This is a genomic window from Lysobacter sp. Soil_N_51, from assembly GCF_057655755.1.
Map to the genome: position 1 here is coordinate 392,267 of NZ_JBDGLR010000005.1, position 17,260 is coordinate 409,526.

Sequence of the window (17,260 nt, forward strand, 5' to 3'; positions counted from 1 at the left end):
GTCGCGCGAGTGGTCGCGCGAGCGTCGGCCGCCGGTCGACGCAGGAATTGAGAACAGGCGGATACATACTATGGCCGCCTTTCCGATATGGACTTCGTCGATGAAACGTTTCAACTGCATCTGCTTGGTGGTACTGGCGCTGCTGATGCCCCTGCAGGCCCTGGCGGCAAACCAGTGGTCGAAGGAGGCCGAAGTCGTCTCGGGCGGCCAGGTGGTCGCCGATGAGGACGCGAGCAACGCCCAGGCGGTGACCCGGACCGATGCGGGCATCTATACCTGGTGGACGCTCAATGCTACGGAACTGAGTCACGGGCGTTACGCGATTTATGTGCGTGCTCGCTCGCTGGACGGTCAAGCGCGCTCGTTCTCCGAGAGCGTCAAGATCGATGGGCAGTTGATCGACACGTTATCGGCGACCGTCGACCATCGCGCCTATCGCTGGTACCGATTGGGTTTCTTCGATTTCGCCAGTGGCCAGACGTTGTTGTTGGCGGATTGGTCGAGCCCGTCCCTGCAAGTGGACAAACTCATCATCGAGCCGATCGTGTCCGCCGCCGGCGCCGAGCTCGCGGGCGGAGACCTGATCGCCGATGCCGGCGCCAGCACCGGGCAGGCGATCGTCAGGCAGACGGCCGGGCCGTACACCTGGTATATGCATTCGATTTCTCCGCCGCACGGCTATTACTCGGTGTATGTGCGGTTGCGGGCGTTGGGCGCGGCGACCACGTTCACCCAGCACGTCGTGGTCAACGGCAAAACGGTTGCGGTGAAGGCGACCGAGATCAGCGGTTCGAATTACCGCTGGGTACGCGCCGCGGACTTCGAATACACCGGCTCGAATCTGCGGCTGTCGGACTATTCCTCGCCGGGGCTGGCGGTGGATCGGGTGGCCCTGATCCAGTCCAAGCCGAAGGACGAGACCCTGAGTCTGTATCACCTGTGGTACGGCAATGCGCATCTGGCCGGCATCCGCACCCAGCAGGCCGAAGCGGTGGCTGGCGGCACGGTGTTCGACGATGAACTCGCCGACGATGCGCGCGCGGTATCGCGCGACTCGGTCGGCATCTATACCTGGTGGGTGCCGGCCTCTTCGGAAGTGGTCGCCGGTCAGCGCTATACCGTCGAGGTGCGCGCGCGTTCGCTCGACGGCGCGGCGCACAGTTTCGGCATGATCGTCAAATCCGGCGACACGGTGCTCAGCAACAAGTCCACCGCGGTCGCGGGCTCGGCCTACAAGTGGTATTCGTCGACGGATTCCTTCGTCGCCGACGGCGGCCCGATGACGCTGAGCGACTGGTCGGACCCGGGTCTGGCGATCGATTCGATCCGCCTGGTACGTACCAGCGTGGATACCCAGAGCGACGGTTACCGGCGCATCGGCTTTTTCGCCCAAGGCAATCCTTCCGCGCCGGGCATCAGCGAGACGGCCGGGCGCGTGTCGATCGTGCCGGTGAATGCGCAGACGACCTATGCGTATTTCCGCGACCGGGTCAGCACCGATCCCGCGCGTCTGAAGCTCATGGCCGGCACCTCGACGGATGGCGGGCTGAACTTCGAAGTGCGCACCCAGCCCGCGATCGACAGCACGGTGGCGTTCAATGTCCCCGGTTATGGCTTGATCGATCAGGCTTACGATCCATCGGTGGTCCGCACCGGCAACGGCTATCAGATGGTGTTCGAGGGATTCGGCCCGCAGACGCGCGTGTCGTCGTTCCTGGCCGACTCGGCCGACGGACTCAGCGGCTGGACCGTGCGCGGACCGGTGGTCAAATCCGATCACGCCGAAGGCAGCGCCAGCACCCCGACCTTGATTCCGCACGCCGATACCGGTGAATTGCATCTGCAATGGGTCAACGTGCATGAGTTCTCGGAGCTGACCAGCCGGCATCAGGCGTCGTTGAGTCATCTCAAGTCCTGGAATCCCGGCGCGATCTGGCCGCAGCCGGCAGCGGTGTTCACCGACACCGACTATGGCCGTTTGCCGCAGAGCGCCGCCGGATCGTGGGACGAGAAGAACTTCGGCGCCGGCAGCGTGCTGTCCGAGGACGGCGTCTATTACCTGGCTCACGAAGGCGCCAATCACTTCGGATGCGGCGGCGACTGGGCGCTCGGCTTGGCCCGCAATCAAGAAGCGACGCTCACCGATCCCTCGGCCTGGGGAAAATCCGCGCTCAGCCCTTGGATGAAGGCGTACAACACCGGCAGTTGCTGGATTTCCTATCCTTATCTGAGCAAGCTCAACGGCCGTTATTACGTGTACTACCAGCACCCTGAAATCGAATGGGTGCCGGAGCGTCAGACCAACGATATCTATCGTCGGCGGATCGTGATCGGGGCCGAATAAGGCCTCGCATCGCCAATGTCTTGGGTTCATGTGAACGGGCGTCCGCGAGGGCGCCCGTTTGCATATGAACGACCGCGACGTTCCGGCTTGGCGATCGCGGCGGGCGCATTCGTCGTCGTGCGAGGAAATGTGATGACTCTTGCAGTCCTTCGTCGGTCCAGACCGGAATCCGATCTTGCCAGACGCCCCGCGCGCAAAACCGTTGAAGTTTCGGCGCGCCGGTCGCTCGGCGGGGAACCGAGTCCATCCGCCGAGGTCTGGTAGAGACCCCGAATGAAACTGCTAAAGTCCGGGGTTCACGCGCAGGAGGATGACGTGAACGCAGTACCTCAGGTTTCCGGCGACACATCCAGCGACTCCAGCACCGCGACCGGCCCGGCGCCGGGCACGGCGGGTTCTTTTGATTCCGGCCAGGCCGCCGTGGACGCACGCATCGTCGACGCGCTGGTGGCCAAGGGCCGCCTCAAGGAACCCGATCTGTCGCGCGCGCGGCGGTTGCAGGAGGAAACCGGCGGCAGCCTGCTGGCCTTGCTGGCGCGACTGGGTCTGGTGTCCGAGCGCGATCATGCCGAGACCGTCGCGGCCGCGCTGGACCTGCCGCTGGTCAGCATCAAGGACGCGCCCGAACTGCCGCCCGAGGGCGTGGCGCTGACCCTCAAGTTCATGAAGCAGTTCGCGATCTGCCCGGTCGGCGAAGGCGAAAGCCACGTCGAGGTGCTGATGGCCGATCCCCAGGACGCCTATCAGGTCGACGCGCTGCGTCTGGCCACCCAGCGCGAGGTGCGCCCGTTCGTGGCGCTGCGCTCGGAGATCGGCGACCTGATCGAGCGCTGGCACGGCCAGGGCCGCAGCGCGATGGGCGCGATCGTGGAAACCGCCGAGGGCGAGGGCGCGGGCGATCTCGACGATGTCGAGCATCTGCGCGATCTGGCGTCCGAAGCGCCGGTGATCCGGCTGGTGAATCTGGTGATCCAGCGCGCGGTCGAACTGCGCGCCTCGGACATCCACATCGAACCGTTCGAAAACCGCTTGAAAGTGCGCTACCGCATCGACGGCGTGTTGACCGAGGGCGAAAGCCCGCCGGCTAACCTCACCGCCGCAGTGATCAGCCGCATCAAGATCATGGCCAAGCTCAACATCGCCGAGCGCCGCCTGCCGCAGGACGGCCGGATCATGCTGCGCGTGCAGGGCAAGGAACTCGACCTGCGCGTGAGCACGGTGCCGACCGCGCACGGCGAATCGGTGGTGATGCGTCTACTCGATCGCGAAACGGTGGTGTTCGACTTCTACAAGCTCGGCTTCACCGACGAATTCCTGCCGCAGTTCCAGAAGGTGCTCGACCAGCCGCACGGCATCATGCTCGTCACCGGCCCGACCGGCTCGGGCAAGACCACCACGCTGTACACCGCGCTGAGCAAGCTCAACACCAGCGACGTCAAGATCATCACGGTCGAGGACCCGGTCGAATACCAGATCGAGGGCATCAACCAGATCCAGGCCAAGCCGCAGATCGGCCTGGACTTCTCGCATGCCCTGCGCTCGATCGTGCGTCAGGACCCGGACATCATCATGATTGGCGAAATGCGCGATCTGGAAACGTGCAAGATCGCGATCCAGTCGGCGCTGACCGGTCACCTGGTGCTCAGCACCCTGCACACCAACAACGCCGCCGGCGGCATCACCCGCTTGCTCGACATGGGCGTGGAGGACTATCTGCTGACCTCGACCATCAACGGCATCCTTGCCCAGCGCCTGGTCCGCAAGCTCGAACCGACCCACGCCGAGCGCTACCCGGCGTCGCCGGAGGAAATCGAGAAGTTCAACCTGCGCCGCTACCAGCCGCAGGGCGAGATCTGCCTGTACCGGCCCAAGCCGTCGGCGCTGGCGCCGAGCGGTTACCACGGCCGCACCACGATCATGGAATTCCTGGTCATGAACGACGACCTGCGCCGCGCGGTGATGCGTCACGCCGGCATGGGCGAGATCGAACAGATCGCGCGCGAGAGCGCCGGCATGCGCACCATGTACGAGGACGGCATCATCAAGGCGATGGCCGGCCAGACCACGATCGAGGAAGTGCTGCGGGTGACTGAGGATGCTTGAAGCCTCGGTTCAAGTGCTTTATCGAACGGCGAAGCTTTCCGGGCGCGCTGAAGCAGACGGTCGAAAGCCTAGGCTTTCGCTTCACCCGGTTGCTGCAGCCAGCCTGATGCCCGATGAAAACTTGCGAGCCCGACTCTGACCGCATGCGGCTTTCGCACTGCAAAACGCTGGGCGTCGTTTTCTCTCGTGTCGCGAGAGATGCGATCACGATCGGCTAATATTTGCAGTCTTTATTTATGCCGTGAGTGCGGCAAGGTTCGAGGTTTACTCTATGGGTATTGAAATCCATCGGTTTTCGGTACGTTCGCGCGGCGTCGGCTCTGTGGGTCTGCGGGTTTTAGCGGTCGCGATCGCATGCGCCATACAGGTTCCGGCCTGGGCCGCCTGCAGCAATAATTCGCCGGTCAGCGGCGAAACGGTGAACTGCGATTCGACCGCTCCTAATCCACAAACCACCGGGATAGTCGGCGGAGCTGGGGTCGATTCGGTGGTCGTGAACATTCAGGCCGGCTCGGAGATCAGTGTGATTCCCGATGCAAGGGAACTGGGTATCACTGCGACCGGTAACGCCTGGCGTGTCAACAATAGCGGAAGCATCGTCAATAACAGCCTCAGTTCGCCTGGCGCGATTCGCCTCCTCGGCGCCGACGCCAGAGTGGACAACATCGGTTCCATCAGGAGCCGATCGACCGCCATCGAACTGGGTGCGCGCGCCGAGCTCATCAATTCTGGCGCCGTTTACGGCGAAGGCACCGCGATCGAGCTGGGTGATGACAGTCGCGTCGTAAACCGTGGTGACATCCGAGCGGCTCGCTTCGCAGGGATTTCGTTTCAAAACGCCGGACAGCTGATCAATGAGGCCGGTGCGACCATTACGTCCGACCGAGCTACCGCGGTACATGGCTCAAATGGATTGCAAATCGACAACCGCGGAACCATCGTGGGCGAAACCGCCGTGGGGACCGACGGCGGCGATTCCAGAATCACGAATTATGCCGGTGGTCTTATTGAGTCCAGGGTGTCCGATCGCTATGCGATCGGGTTGGGCGGCGGAAACGACACCATCGTCAACAACGGCACGATCAAGGCACCGAATGCGATTTCGTTCGGCGCAGGCGACGACAGCCTGACCATGACGGGCGGATCGGTGCTGGAGGGACGCGTCGACGGCGGCGAGGGTAATGATCGCGTGCGTCTGGAAGGCGGCAACAGCCTCGCATTGGCCTCTTTCCACGATTTCGAAACCATCCAGGCCGTCGCCGATTCGCGTTGGACCCTGTCCGGCGCCGTGCAGTCAGCCACATCGCCGTTGAGCTTCGACATCGGCGAGCGCGCGCAGCTCGACTTGGCCGGCGTGGTCGGCGCGACCGCTCTGACCAAGGTCGGCGCTGGCGTTCTGCGTATTTCCGGCGATAGCGCCGCCAATGCCGGGGCCGTTTCGGTCAATGCCGGAACCCTGGTCGTGGATGGCGCCTTGGGCGGCGATGTGCGCGTGGCTTCGGGTGCCGCGCTGTCCGGGGTGGGCCGCGTGGGTAGCCTCGCTAATGCGGGCACGCTGGCGCCGGGCAATAGTCTGGGAACCCTGAGCATCACGGGCGACTACCTGCATCAGGCCAGCGGCATCTTGCAGGTCGATGTCGACGCCGCCGGCGCTTCCGATCTGTTGCGGGTTGGCGGTAAGGCCACCTTGCAAGGCGGCCGGGTCGATGTGCTCAAGGCGCCCGGCCAGTACGCGGGCGGCACGCGCTATATCCTGGTCGACGCCGCGGGCGGTGTCAGCGGCCAGTTCGCTCAGCTCACGCAGAATTTGCCGTTCCTGGATCTGTTGCTGTCCTACGACGCGCAACACGTCTATCTGGACGTTGCACGCAATCGCACCCGTTACGTGGATGTTTGCTCGGACTTCAATCAGTGTCAGTCCGCGGCCCTGGTCGATGCGATCAGCGTGCGCCAACAGTTGGGTTCCGATACTGAAACCGTACTCGACGAATTGAGCACGCTGGACGTCGGCGGAGCGCGCTCGGCCTTGTTGAGTCTGAGCGGGAACATCCATGCGAGTTTCGCCAACGTGTTGCTGGACAACGCCGCGGAACGCACGCAAACACTGTCCAGACGGCTGTTGGAGCGGCGCGGCAGCGAAAACGAGCGCCATCGCGGCGGAGCCGGTTGGGTGCAGGTTTTTGGTGGTTCCGGGCAACTGGATTCCGACGGTGCCGTGCATGGTGCCGATTACAAGTCGCGCAGTATCGCGATTGGCATGGACACCTGGTTGAATGAGCATTGGCTGTTGGGTGCCAGCGTGCATGCGGACAATCTGGATGCCGATTTCGCGCGGGGCGAGCATGGCGAGGCCGATACGCTGGGGCTGTCGTTGTACGGCGGCTACTCCGGCGCGCGCTTTTATGTCGATGGGTCGTTGAGTTATTCGCAATTGGACAATGAGTTGGCTCGCTCGATACGGGTTGGTTCGATCCAGCGGCGGGCCGGTTCTGAGTACGACGGCGAGAGCTACGGCGCTTCGCTGGAAGCCGGTATCAATGTCGAGATCGGCGCCTCTTTGTTGCAACCGCTGCTGAGCGTCGAAGTCGATCGCATCAAGCAAGACGCATTCCGCGAAACCGGCGCCGCCGATCTGGATCTGCTGGGCAAGAGCCTGGAAGCCGAGCGCACCACCGCCGGACTGGGCGCCCGCTGGTCGTATCGTTACGAAGGCGACAGCTGGCGCTTGGAGCCCGCGGTTCAGGCGCGCTGGCTGTCGAGCTCTTCGGATCGCCATGCCGAGTTGGATGCGGCGCTGGTTGGGGCGCCGGAGCTGAGTTTCCGAAGCCGGGGCCTGGCTGTACCGGCCGACCGCTCCGCGCTCGGCCTTGGCCTCAGGGCCCGCCGTGGGCAGAATCTGGAACTTCAATTTGCTTATGAGTTCCAACACGGGGACCGCTTCAAATCCCAGAATGGCAGTGTGGGGCTGCGCTGGGCGTGGTAATGGTTAACTCCTTGCGTTTCACGTGAGTCCGGCATGCCCCTTTTCCACTACAAAGCCCTGAACGCGCGCGGCGAAATGCTGGACGGCCAGATGGAGGCCGCCAGCAACGTCGAGGTCGTGCAGCGGCTGCAGGAACAGGGGCATTTGCCGGTCGAGGCCAAGCTCGCCTCCGAGGCCGGAGCCTCGTCGTCGTGGAAGGGGCTGTTCAAGCCCAAGGCCTTCACCGGCGCGCGGCTGGTGCAGTTCACCCAGCAGTTGTCGACCCTGCTCGGCGCGGGTCAGCCGCTGGATCGCGCGCTGACCATCCTGCTCGATCTGCCCGAGGACGAGGCGGCCAAGAGCACGGTCGCCGACATCCGCGACGCGGTGCGCGGCGGCACTTCGTTGTCGGTGGCGCTCGAACGGCAGCACGGCACCTTCTCGCGCCTGTACATCAACATGGTCCGGGCCGGCGAGGCCGGCGGCAATCTGCACGAAACCCTGTCCCGGCTCGACGATTATCTCGAGCGCAGCCGGGTCATGCAGGGCCGGGTCATCAATGCGCTGATCTATCCGGCGATCCTGCTGTGCATGGTCGGCGCCAGCCTGATGTTCCTGCTCGGCTACGTGGTCCCGCAGTTCGGCCAGATGTACGAAAGCCTCGACGCCGAGCTGCCGATGTTCACCCAGGTGATCCTGTGGCTGGGCCTGTTCGTGCGCAATTGGTGGATCGTGCTGATCGCGGTGCCGGCGCTGGCGGTGCTGTGGTTCGACCGCAAGCGTCGCGATCCGGCGTTCCGCGAGGCGCTCGACGGCTGGCTGCTCAAGCGCAAGTTCGTCGGCGCGCTGATCGGCAAGATCGAGACCGCGCGCCTGACCCGCACCCTGGGCACCCTGGTGCGCAACGGCGTGCCGCTGATGACCGCGATCGGCATCGGCCGCAACGTGCTCAACAACCGGGTGCTGGCCGCCGACGTCGACGCCGCCGCCGAAGAGGTCAAGAACGGCGTATCGCTGTCGACCGCCTTGTCCAAGGGCAAGCGGTTCCCGCGATTGGCGCTGCAGATGATCCAGGTCGGCGAGGAATCCGGCGCGCTCGACGCGATGCTGATGAAGACCGCCGAGACCTTCGAACAGGACACCGGCATGGCCCTGGACCGCATGCTCGCGGCGCTGGTGCCGATCGTGACCGTGGTGCTGGCCGGCATCGTCGGCACGGTGGTGATGGCGGTGCTGCTGCCGCTGTACGACCTTACGAACTCGATCGGTTGAGCATGCGCGCGCCGACCTCGCCCTCATTGCCGATTACCGTGTTGTGTCACGCTTCTCCGCCTGTTCATGTGCCGGCGTTGAACGCAGGCTGTACCGGCGCGAACACGCGCGCTTGGCCGGTGAACTTTGCAAATCGTCGCGGAACACAATTCCTGAGCAAGGCTCAACCCCGTCCGCGTCCGCGAGACGTTACCAGTCCAGCATTAGCCTAAATCCCCTCCTAACGGATGACCGACATGCGCAAATCCCGTTCGAACAGCCGCCGCCTCACCCGTTCCCCGTCTCCGGCCGGCCAGCGCGGCATGAGCCTGATCGAGATCATCATCGTGATCGTGCTGATCGGCGCGGTGCTCGCCTTCGTCGGCAACCGCGTGCTCGGCGGCAAGGACCGCGGCGACTACAACCTCGCCAAGGGCCAGGTGCAGACCCTGGCCGGCAAGATCGATTCGTTCCAGATGGACACCGGCCGCCTGCCGTCCTCGCTCGAGGAACTGGTCAAGGCCCCGGCCGACGCCAACGGCTGGCTGGGTCCGTACGCGAAGGACGCCGAGCTCAAGGACCCGTGGGGCCATCCGATCGAATACCGCGCGCCGGGCGAAAGCGGCCCCTACGACCTGGTGAGCTACGGCAAGGACGGCAAGGCCGGCGGCACCAGCGTCGACGGCGACATCAAGAACAACTGAGTAATCAGCGACCGCGCATCCAATGAGCATCCGCCCGCGGCACAGTCCCTCCGCCCGAGGAGGGCGAGGGGACCCGGCCGCGGCGCGCAGCGCACGCGCGGATTCGCGCGCGCGCATGCGGTTGCCGGCGCGCGCGGGCCGTCGCCAACGCGGCATGTCGCTGCTGGAAATGCTGCTGGTGATTGCCCTCATCGCCGGCATCGGCGTGTTGACCGTCGGCATGATGAACGGCGGCATGGCCGGCATGCAGTTGCGTTCGGCGTCCAAGGAAATCGCTTCGCAACTGCGCTACACGCGCAGCCAGGCGATCGCGACCGGACGTTCGCAGAAGTTCACCATCGATCCCACCGCTCATACCTGGACCGCGCCGAACGGGCGCAGCGGCGATATTCCCAAGACCCTCGGAATCGTCTTCACCGGCGCGCGTGAAATCCAGCCGCGCCGCGGCGAGGGCGCGATCATGTTCTTCGCCGACGGCGCGTCCACCGGTGGCCGGGTCAAGCTCAGCGCCAAGCAGGCGGCGTGGAATGTCGACGTGGCCTGGCTGACCGGCGAAGTCAAACTCAAGCGCGGCGAGGCGCCGCGATGAACGCGCTGCGTTCGTCGTCGTTTGCGCGCACGCGCGTTTCGCATCGCGCATCGTCGTTGCGTCAGCGCGGCTACACCTTGCTCGAAGTGATCGTCGCGTTCGCCTTGCTGGCGATGGCGTTGACCTTGTTGCTGGGCACCTTGTCGGGCGCGGCCAAGCAGGTGCGCTGGTCCAGCGATGCCGGCCGCGCCGCGTTGTACGCGCAGTCGCTGATGGATCAGGTCGGGGTCGGGCAACCGCTCAAGCCGGGCCAGCGCAGCGGCGATTTCGAAAACGGCCGTTACCGCTGGACGCTCGGCGTCGCCCAATGGCGCGACCCGTTGCCGGCCTCGTCGCAACTCATCGATCCCAACGCGCCGCGCTTGTTCGAAGTGCAGCTCGCGGTGGAGTGGGGCGACGGCGGCGCCGGCCGGCGTCTGTTCCTGCGCTCGTTGCGCAGCAGCGCGGCGTCGAACGAGGTGTCGCTGTGAGGCGCGCGCGCGCCGACGGGTTCGCGCTCGCACGACTGCGTTCGCGTCCAGCGACGCATGCGCGCGGCTTCACCCTGATCGAAGTGTTGCTGGCGATGGTGTTGCTGGTCGCCGGCCTGACCCTGGCCTTCGCGACCTTGTCGGCGGCGACCAAGACCGCCACCCGCGGCGAAGTGCTGGCCCAGCGCAGCGAACGCGAACGCGCGGTCGAAGGCTTCCTGCGCAAGCGCATCGCCGCGACCCGGCCGATTCCGTTCGCGTTCGATCAAAGCACCGCGGTGCCGCAGCGTTTCACCGGCGAACCCGACCGCCTGCGTTTCGTCGCCGACCTGCCCGATTACCTCGGCCAGGGCGGCCCGTATCTGCACGATTTCGCCATCGAAAACGACGGCGACCAGACCCGCATGGTGCTGTCGCTGTCGATGGTGCTGGCCGGCGAGACGATCAAGGAAGCGCGCGAACGTCCGCCGGAGTTGCTGGTCGACGGCTTGAAGTCGGCGCGTTTTCGTTATCGCGCGATCGATCCGCAGCGCGGCCAACTGGGCGAATGGCAGGAACGTTGGCAAACGCCGGATCAACTGCCGTTGTTCGTCGAAGTCACCCTTACCGATCGCGATGGCCGCGATTGGCCGCCGCTGATCGTATCGCTGCCGCTGGCCACCGCCTCGGCCGGCGGTTTCGTGCCTGAGCTGTGATGCGTCCGCGCGCTGTCGTCGCAGCCTCTTTCGCGGCCCCCCGCAACGCGCGCGGCGCGGCGCTGCTGCTCGTGATGTGGATGATCGCGCTGCTGACCGCGCTGATCGGCGCGTTCGCGCTGAGCGCGCGCACCGAGAACCTGCAGGGCCGGGTGATGGTGCGCGGCCTGGTCGCGCAGAACGCCTCGCGCGCCGGGCTGGAGTACGCGATGACCCGGGTGGCGATGACCGACCAGAAACTGCAGTGGCAACCCGACGGACGCCCGCATCGCTGGACCTATGGCGATGCCAAGCTGGAGATCACCATCGTCGACGAGAACGGCAAGGTCGATCTCAACCAGGCCGACGCGGCGCTGTTGACCGCGTTGATCCAGGGCACCGGCAAGCTCGAGCAATCCGAGGCGGCGCGACTGGCCGCGGCGATCATCGACTGGCGCGATGCCGATACCCTGACCCAGCCGGCCGGTGGCGCGGAAGATGCCGACTATGCGTCGGCGGGACGACCTTATGGGGCCAAGGATGCCGAATTCGAAAGCGTGGCCGAACTGGAGCAGGTGCTGGGCTTCACTCCGGCGCTGTATGCCAGGATCGAGCCACACGTCACGGTTTACAGCGGACGTACCCGGCCCGAACCTGCGTTCGCCTCGGTCGAAGTGCTCAATGCTATGGGGATGAATGGCGCCCAGCTTGTCGAGCAGCGGCGCAGAACGCAGCCCGGATCACAATTGCCGGGTGCGGGGGGCGGTGGCGAACTCGCCGGCCTCGTCGGCGAACGCAGCGGAACCTATAGTATCGACAGCCGTGCACGGCTGGCGGATGGCCGCGAATCGGTGTTGCGGGTGGTCGTGCGAGCGGGGGGGAGTCCCTTACCGGGAATGACCTATACGCCGCTGCGTTGGGAGGAGGGAGCTTCATCACGATGAACTCGCAAGTTGCCGAAAGCCGGTTGGGCGCCAACCGGTTGAGAAGTCTTAGCGCGCGGCTTGCACCGGGAGCGGGCGGCTTTTTCTCGTGGTGGGGACGTACCCTCGCCTCGTGGTTGCCGCTGCGCGCGCGTCAGGCGCTGGGCGTGGATCGCGGTCGCCTGCTGCTGCAGGTCGACGGCGACAGCGTGCACCTGCGCCTGCAGCAGGGCAGCGAAGTGCGCGATCTGGCGGTGCTGCCGAGCCTGGCCGATCTGAATGCGCCGGCCGAAGCCAACACCGGCACGGTCGTGGCCGATCCGCTCGCGCCGTTGTTGCCGCCCCGCATCGGCGATCTGCCGCGCTGGCTGCTGTTGCCGCCCGCCACCAGTCTGCGCCGGCGGTTGACCTTGCCGGCGGCCGCGGCCGATCGGCTGCGCGACGTGGTGGGTTTCGAAATCGACCGCCAGACCCCGTTCACCGCCGACGCGGTCGCCTACGACGCGCGCGTGCTCGCGCGCCGCGACGGCGACGGCCAGCTCGACGCCGAACTGGTCGCGGTGCCGCGTCAGGCGCTCGACCCGCAACTGGCCAAGATCGGCCCGCTGGCCTCGACCCTGTCGGGCATCGAAGTGGCCGGCGCCGACGGCGTGCCGCTCGGGGTCAACCTGTTGCCGCCGTCGCAGCGCCGCACCCGCAGCGACCCGTTCCGTTACTGGAATCTGGCCCTGGCCGCGGTCGCGCTGTTCGCGCTGGCCGCGGCGATGTGGCAGGTGCTGGAAAACCGCCGCGCGGCGATCGACGATCTGCAGCAGACCATCGCCAAGAACGCCGCTTCCGCGCGCCAGGCCTCGACCCAGCGCCAGCAACTGGTGGACCTGATCGAGGGCCAGGCCTTCCTCGACCGCACCCGCGCCGCGCGCCCGAGCACCGTGGAAATCATCGACGAACTCAGCCGGCGCATGCCCGACACCACGTACCTGGAAAAACTCGCGATCGAAGACGAAAGCCTGTTGATGATCGGCCTGAGCCGCGAGGCGTCCTCGCTGATCGGCAAGTTGCAGGGCACCAAGCTGTGGCGCTCGCCGGCCTTGACCGGCGCGGTCCAGCCGGATCCGGCGACCAATCGCGACCGCTTCACCCTGACCGCCGAGATCGGACCGCCGAAACCGCAGACCCCGGAGGCCGCGCGTGGCCCCTAAGTCGAGCGTGGCCGCCGCCTCGGGCATGAACCGTCTGCGCGCATTGACCGCCGATCGCGACCGCTGGCTGGCTCTGGGCCTGCTGCTCGGCGCGCTCGCCATCGCCTATGCGGTGCTGATCCACCCGTGGTGGACGGTGCCGATGATGGAAGCCGGCGATTCGCTGGAAAGCCTGCGCGAACGCGAACTGCGCCAGCGCATGGAGCTCAAGCAGGCGCCGCAGATCAAGCAACGCCTGGAACTGGTGCGCAAGCAGCAGGAAACCCGCCCGGGCTTCCTGCCCGAGGCGACCGCCGAGCTGGCCACCGCCGGCCTGGTCCAGCGTCTGGAAACCGTGGTGTTGCAGGCCAGCCCCGGCAATCGCAGCTGTGGCATCGTCAACCGTTCGCCGCTGGCCGAACCGCGCCGCGACCGCTACGCGCGCGTGGTCGTGCAGGTGCGCCTGCGCTGCGGCGCGCCGGAAACCGCGGCGGTGCTGCATTCGCTGGAAAGCGGCTCGCCGCGGCTGTTCGTCGGCAATCTCAATCTGCTGTCGACGCGCGGCTATTTCGTACCCGGCACCGCCGGCCCGGCCAACGACGGCGGCCTGGACGTGAGTTTCGATCTGTACGGCTACCTGCGTCCGACCCCGGCGCCCGCGCCGGCCGCCGCGGCGCCCGCGAGCGCTGGCGCTGGCTCAGATGCAGACGCGAGTGACGCCGACCGTCCCGAACCCGCCGCCGGAGCCACCGATGCGCCTTGACGACGCCAGCCCGCGCACCTGGTTGCTGGCCACCGCGGCCGGCTGGGCCTTGCTGACCTGGGTGCTGGCCCTGGCCGGGATGGGTCGCCACGTCGATCCGCTGGCCGAGGACCCGACCCTGGTCAAAGCGCTGCCGCAGGTGCAGAAGAGTCCGCCCGACACGCTCGGCCCGCTCAGCCAATACGGCGAGATCGCCTCGCGCCCGTTGTTCGTCGACGACCGCCGGCCCAAGCCGTTCTTCATGCAGGGCAAGGGCGAGGGCGAGAATCAGGCGGCCACGTTCGACTACCTGCTGACCAGCGTGCTGATCACCCCGCAGCTGTCGATGGCGTTCCTGCAGCCGGCTGACGGCAGCGAGTCGGTGCGGGTCAAGCTCGGCGAAGTGCCCGAATCGCACCCGGCCTGGCGCCTGACCTCGCTGGAGCCGCGCCGGGCGGTGTTCGAAGGCCCCGAAGGCCGGCGCGAACTCGACCTGCGCATCTTCAACGGCCAGGGCGGGCAGCCGCCTACCGCGGTCGCTTCGCCGCCGCCGGGCAGCCCGGGCGCGCAGCCGATCGGACGCACCGTGCCGCCGGCCGGGCCGATCGCGCCGCCGCAACCCAATCGCTCGCCGCAGGTGTCGCAGACCCCGCCACCGCCACCGCCGTCGCAACCCTCACCGTCACCGAGCGCAGCACCCACTGACAGCACTACCTCCGCGCCGCTCACCGAGCAGGCGCAGATGGAAGCCATCCGCAAGCGGATCGAGGCGCGACGCGCGCAACTGCGGCAGCAGCAAGCCGCTCAACCCCCGGCCAACACGCCGTAGAGTGAACGCATGAAGCTACGTTCTCAGCAATACGCCACCCATGCCCTGGTCGCGGCGATCATCGCCACGCAGTTGGCCTCGTGCTCCAGCGTGATGTCGCCGCGCGTGAAGCGCGAAGGCGACCCCGCCGCGCTCAAGGGCCCGCAGACCGAGCAGGCCGGCGCGCGTCTGACCCACAACGGCGTCGAGCAGGAGCCGCTGGACAACAAGGACGACGAGGAGGGCCCCAAGGCGCAGATCCGTCGCGGCACCGGCCAGACCATCAACCGCGGCGCCGCCTCGCGGCCGCCGCCGGGCTTGCCGGCGACCACCGGCACGGCCAGCTTCAACTTCGAGGGCGAGTCGGTGCACGCGGTGGTCAAGGCCATCCTCGGCGACATGCTCGGCCAGAACTACGTGATCGCGCCGGGCGTGCAGGGCACCGTCACCTTGGCCACGCCGAAGGAAGTCAGTTCGGCCGAAGCGCTGAACCTGCTGGAGATGGTGCTGAGCTGGAACAACGCCCGCCTGGTCTACACCGGCGGCCGCTACAACGTCGTGCCGGCCGATCAGGCGCTGGCCGGCAACGTCGCCCCGAGCACCAATTCGGCCGCGTCCGCGCGCGGCTTCGAAGTGCGCACGGTGCCGCTGAGGTTCATCTCGGCCACCGAGATGGAAAAGATCCTCAAGCCGTACGCGCGTCCTAACGCGATCGTCAACGTCGACAACTCGCGCAACATCATCACCGTCGGCGGCACCCGCGCCGAGCTCGAGAACTACCTGCGCACGGTCGAGGTGTTCGACGTCGACTGGCTGTCGGGCATGTCGGTCGGCGTGTTCCCGCTGCAATCGGGCAAGGCGACCAAGGTCGTGGCCGACCTGGAAAAAGTGTTCGGCGAGCAGAGCAAGTCGCCGGTCTCGGGCATGTTCCGCTTCATGCCGCTGGAAGGCGCCAACGCGGTGATGGTGATCACCCCGCAGGCCGATTACCTCGACGACATCAAGGACTGGCTCGACCGAATCGACAGCGCCGGCGACAACGTCCAGCTGTATACGATGGAACTCAAGTACATCAAGGCTAAGGACCTCGCCGACCGGTTGTCGGAAGTGTTCGGCGGACGCGGCGGCAGTGGCAGCTCCGGCGGCGAAGGCGCGCCGTCGCTGATGCCGGGGCTGGAATCGACCGAACTGCGCGACAACGGCAGCGGCACGTCCAGCGCCGACATCGGCAAGAGCAGCGACGGCGGCTCGGATTCCAGCAGCGGCGGTGGCGGCCTCGGCGGCGGCGCGTCGCTGGGCACGCGGCAATCGGGCAACGGCGCGGTCACCCTGGAGGTCGACGGCAGCAAGGTCGGCGTGGCCGCGGTCGAGGAAACCAATTCGATCCTGGTGCGCGGCAATCCGCAGTCCTGGCGTTCGATCCGCAACGTGATCGAAAAGCTCGACGTGATGCCGATGCAGGTGCACATCGAAGCGCAGGTCGCCGAAATCGAGCTCAACAGCGGCCTGGAATACGGCGTGCAGTGGTTCCTCGAGCGCGCGACCATCGACAACGGCTTCGGCGACCTCAACCGCGCCACCAACCCGCTGGTGCCGCCGAAGTGGAGCACCATCGCCGGCAGCATCGGAGGCAAGAGCGGCGATGGCCTGGCCTGGTCCTTGATCAAGAACAACGCCGCGGCGGTGCTGTCGGCCTTGGACAAGGTCACCGACGTGCACATCCTGCAGACCCCGTCGGTGTTCGTGCGCAACAACGCCGAGGCCACGCTCAATGTCGGCGCGCGCATTCCGATCGAATCGGTCTCGGTCAACACCGGCACCGGCAACAACAACACCTACAGCCAGGTGCAGTACCTCGACACCGGCGTGATCCTCAAGGTGCGTCCGCGCGTCAGCCGCGACGGCATGGTGTTCCTGGACATCGTGCAGGAAGTCAGCTCGGTCGGCGCGCCGCTCAATTCGGGCAGCACCAACGTCACCATCAACACCAAGAAGCTCAAGACCGAAGCGGCGGTGCAGAGCGGCGAAACCGTGCTGCTGGCCGGCCTGATCGCCGACCAGACCGATCGCGGCTCCAGCGGCCTGCCGGGGCTGAGCCGCATTCCGGTGCTGGGCGGCTTGTTCGGCAAGCAGAACTCCAAGACCTCGCGCCGCGAAACCATCATCCTGTTGACCCCGACGCTGGTGCGTAATCCGCAGGAATCGCGCGACCTGACCGACGAGTACAGCCGTCGTTTCCGGGCGATGGAGCCGCTCAATCCCAAGAAGAAGTAAGCGCCCGGCGTGGATGCGTCCACGCCGGCGGCGGATCGAACGGGGCCGGCATCGCCGGCCCCGTTTGCGTTTGGGGTCCGGGTAAACCTCCACGCGTCCTGCCTTCGCCTTCGCCATTTGAAAGGGGGCGGGGGACTCGTCATGCCCGCCGCGCGAACGCATCCCGACACCGCCATCACCCGCACCCGGCCTCGATCGCGCACACTATGCGCGTCCCTTACGAACGCGCAGATGC

Annotated in this window: 13 protein-coding genes; all 13 read left to right on the forward strand. The window is 66.4% G+C overall.

Features of this window, described 5'->3' with window-relative positions; genetic code table 11:
* Positions 1-100: 100 nt before the first annotated feature.
* The 13 genes from AC3A4T_RS11445 (at position 101) to gspD (ending at position 17,025) form a co-directional block, all read left to right on the forward strand.
* Positions 101-2,344, forward strand: a complete 2,244-nt coding sequence (locus AC3A4T_RS11445; protein WP_487675499.1) for a hypothetical protein — start codon at positions 101-103, stop codon at positions 2,342-2,344.
* Positions 2,345-2,764: 420 nt separating this feature from the next.
* Entirely contained in the window at positions 2,765-4,447 is a 1,683-nt protein-coding gene (gspE, locus tag AC3A4T_RS11450) for a type II secretion system ATPase GspE (protein ID WP_487675599.1), read from the forward strand.
* A 271-nt stretch (positions 4,448-4,718) separates the two neighbouring features.
* A complete protein-coding gene (locus AC3A4T_RS11455; protein WP_487675500.1) occupies positions 4,719-7,430 on the forward strand; it encodes an autotransporter outer membrane beta-barrel domain-containing protein in 2,712 nt (903 codons plus the stop codon).
* Positions 7,431-7,463: 33 nt separating this feature from the next.
* Entirely contained in the window at positions 7,464-8,681 is a 1,218-nt protein-coding gene (gene xpsF, locus AC3A4T_RS11460) for a type II secretion system protein XpsF (protein ID WP_036104727.1), read from the forward strand.
* Between the two features lie 236 nt (positions 8,682-8,917).
* Positions 8,918-9,364 carry a type II secretion system major pseudopilin GspG gene (gene gspG, locus AC3A4T_RS11465; protein ID WP_046659318.1) on the forward strand — a complete coding sequence of 149 codons (447 nt, stop codon included), beginning with the start codon at positions 8,918-8,920 and terminating at the stop codon, positions 9,362-9,364.
* Between the two features lie 115 nt (positions 9,365-9,479).
* Positions 9,480-9,953 (forward strand): type II secretion system protein XpsH, encoded by a 474-nt coding sequence (gene xpsH / locus AC3A4T_RS11470; RefSeq protein WP_487675501.1) that lies wholly within the window; start codon positions 9,480-9,482, stop codon positions 9,951-9,953.
* Positions 9,950-10,423, forward strand: a complete 474-nt coding sequence (gene xpsI / locus AC3A4T_RS11475; protein WP_487675502.1) for a type II secretion system protein XpsI — start codon at positions 9,950-9,952, stop codon at positions 10,421-10,423. Before xpsH ends, xpsI begins: the two co-directional genes overlap by 4 nt.
* A gap of 35 nt (positions 10,424-10,458) precedes the next feature.
* Positions 10,459-11,118 carry a type II secretion system protein GspJ gene (locus AC3A4T_RS11480; RefSeq protein ID WP_487675600.1) on the forward strand — a complete coding sequence of 220 codons (660 nt, stop codon included), beginning with the start codon at positions 10,459-10,461 and terminating at the stop codon, positions 11,116-11,118.
* Entirely contained in the window at positions 11,118-12,041 is a 924-nt protein-coding gene (locus AC3A4T_RS11485; RefSeq protein ID WP_487675503.1) for a type II secretion system minor pseudopilin, read from the forward strand. The genes AC3A4T_RS11480 and AC3A4T_RS11485 overlap by 1 nt, the downstream gene beginning before the upstream one ends.
* A complete protein-coding gene (locus AC3A4T_RS11490; RefSeq protein ID WP_487675504.1) occupies positions 12,038-13,222 on the forward strand; it encodes a PilN domain-containing protein in 1,185 nt (394 codons plus the stop codon). Before AC3A4T_RS11485 ends, AC3A4T_RS11490 begins: the two co-directional genes overlap by 4 nt.
* Positions 13,223-13,247: 25 nt before the next feature.
* On the forward strand, positions 13,248-13,964 hold the full coding sequence (gene gspM, locus AC3A4T_RS11495) for a type II secretion system protein GspM (protein WP_487675601.1): 717 nt from the start codon (positions 13,248-13,250) through the stop codon (positions 13,962-13,964).
* The gene (locus AC3A4T_RS11500) at positions 13,954-14,772 is read left to right on the forward strand and encodes a type II secretion system protein XpsN (RefSeq protein ID WP_487675505.1); all 819 of its coding nucleotides are present in this window, start codon (positions 13,954-13,956) and stop codon (positions 14,770-14,772) included. Before gspM ends, AC3A4T_RS11500 begins: the two co-directional genes overlap by 11 nt.
* A gap of 9 nt (positions 14,773-14,781) precedes the next feature.
* On the forward strand, positions 14,782-17,025 hold the full coding sequence (gspD, locus tag AC3A4T_RS11505; protein ID WP_487675506.1) for a type II secretion system secretin GspD: 2,244 nt from the start codon (positions 14,782-14,784) through the stop codon (positions 17,023-17,025).
* The last annotated feature ends 235 nt before the right edge of the window (positions 17,026-17,260 follow it).

What these genes read in the sequence shown, in the direction of transcription:
- AC3A4T_RS11445 (WP_487675499.1), top strand. Translation starts at nt 101, where the DNA reads ATGAAACGTTTCAACTGCATCTGCTTGGTGGTACTGGCGCTGCTGATG.
- AC3A4T_RS11455 (WP_487675500.1), top strand. Translation starts at nt 4,719, where the DNA reads ATGGGTATTGAAATCCATCGGTTTTCGGTACGTTCGCGCGGCGTCGGC.
- xpsF (WP_036104727.1), top strand. Translation starts at nt 7,464, where the DNA reads ATGCCCCTTTTCCACTACAAAGCCCTGAACGCGCGCGGCGAAATGCTG.
- gspG (WP_046659318.1), top strand. Translation starts at nt 8,918, where the DNA reads ATGCGCAAATCCCGTTCGAACAGCCGCCGCCTCACCCGTTCCCCGTCT.
- xpsH (WP_487675501.1), top strand. Translation starts at nt 9,480, where the DNA reads ATGCGGTTGCCGGCGCGCGCGGGCCGTCGCCAACGCGGCATGTCGCTG.
- xpsI (WP_487675502.1), top strand. Translation starts at nt 9,950, where the DNA reads ATGAACGCGCTGCGTTCGTCGTCGTTTGCGCGCACGCGCGTTTCGCAT.
- AC3A4T_RS11485 (WP_487675503.1), top strand. Translation starts at nt 11,118, where the DNA reads ATGCGTCCGCGCGCTGTCGTCGCAGCCTCTTTCGCGGCCCCCCGCAAC.
- AC3A4T_RS11490 (WP_487675504.1), top strand. Translation starts at nt 12,038, where the DNA reads ATGAACTCGCAAGTTGCCGAAAGCCGGTTGGGCGCCAACCGGTTGAGA.
- gspM (WP_487675601.1), top strand. Translation starts at nt 13,248, where the DNA reads ATGAACCGTCTGCGCGCATTGACCGCCGATCGCGACCGCTGGCTGGCT.
- AC3A4T_RS11500 (WP_487675505.1), top strand. Translation starts at nt 13,954, where the DNA reads ATGCGCCTTGACGACGCCAGCCCGCGCACCTGGTTGCTGGCCACCGCG.
- gspD (WP_487675506.1), top strand. Translation starts at nt 14,782, where the DNA reads ATGAAGCTACGTTCTCAGCAATACGCCACCCATGCCCTGGTCGCGGCG.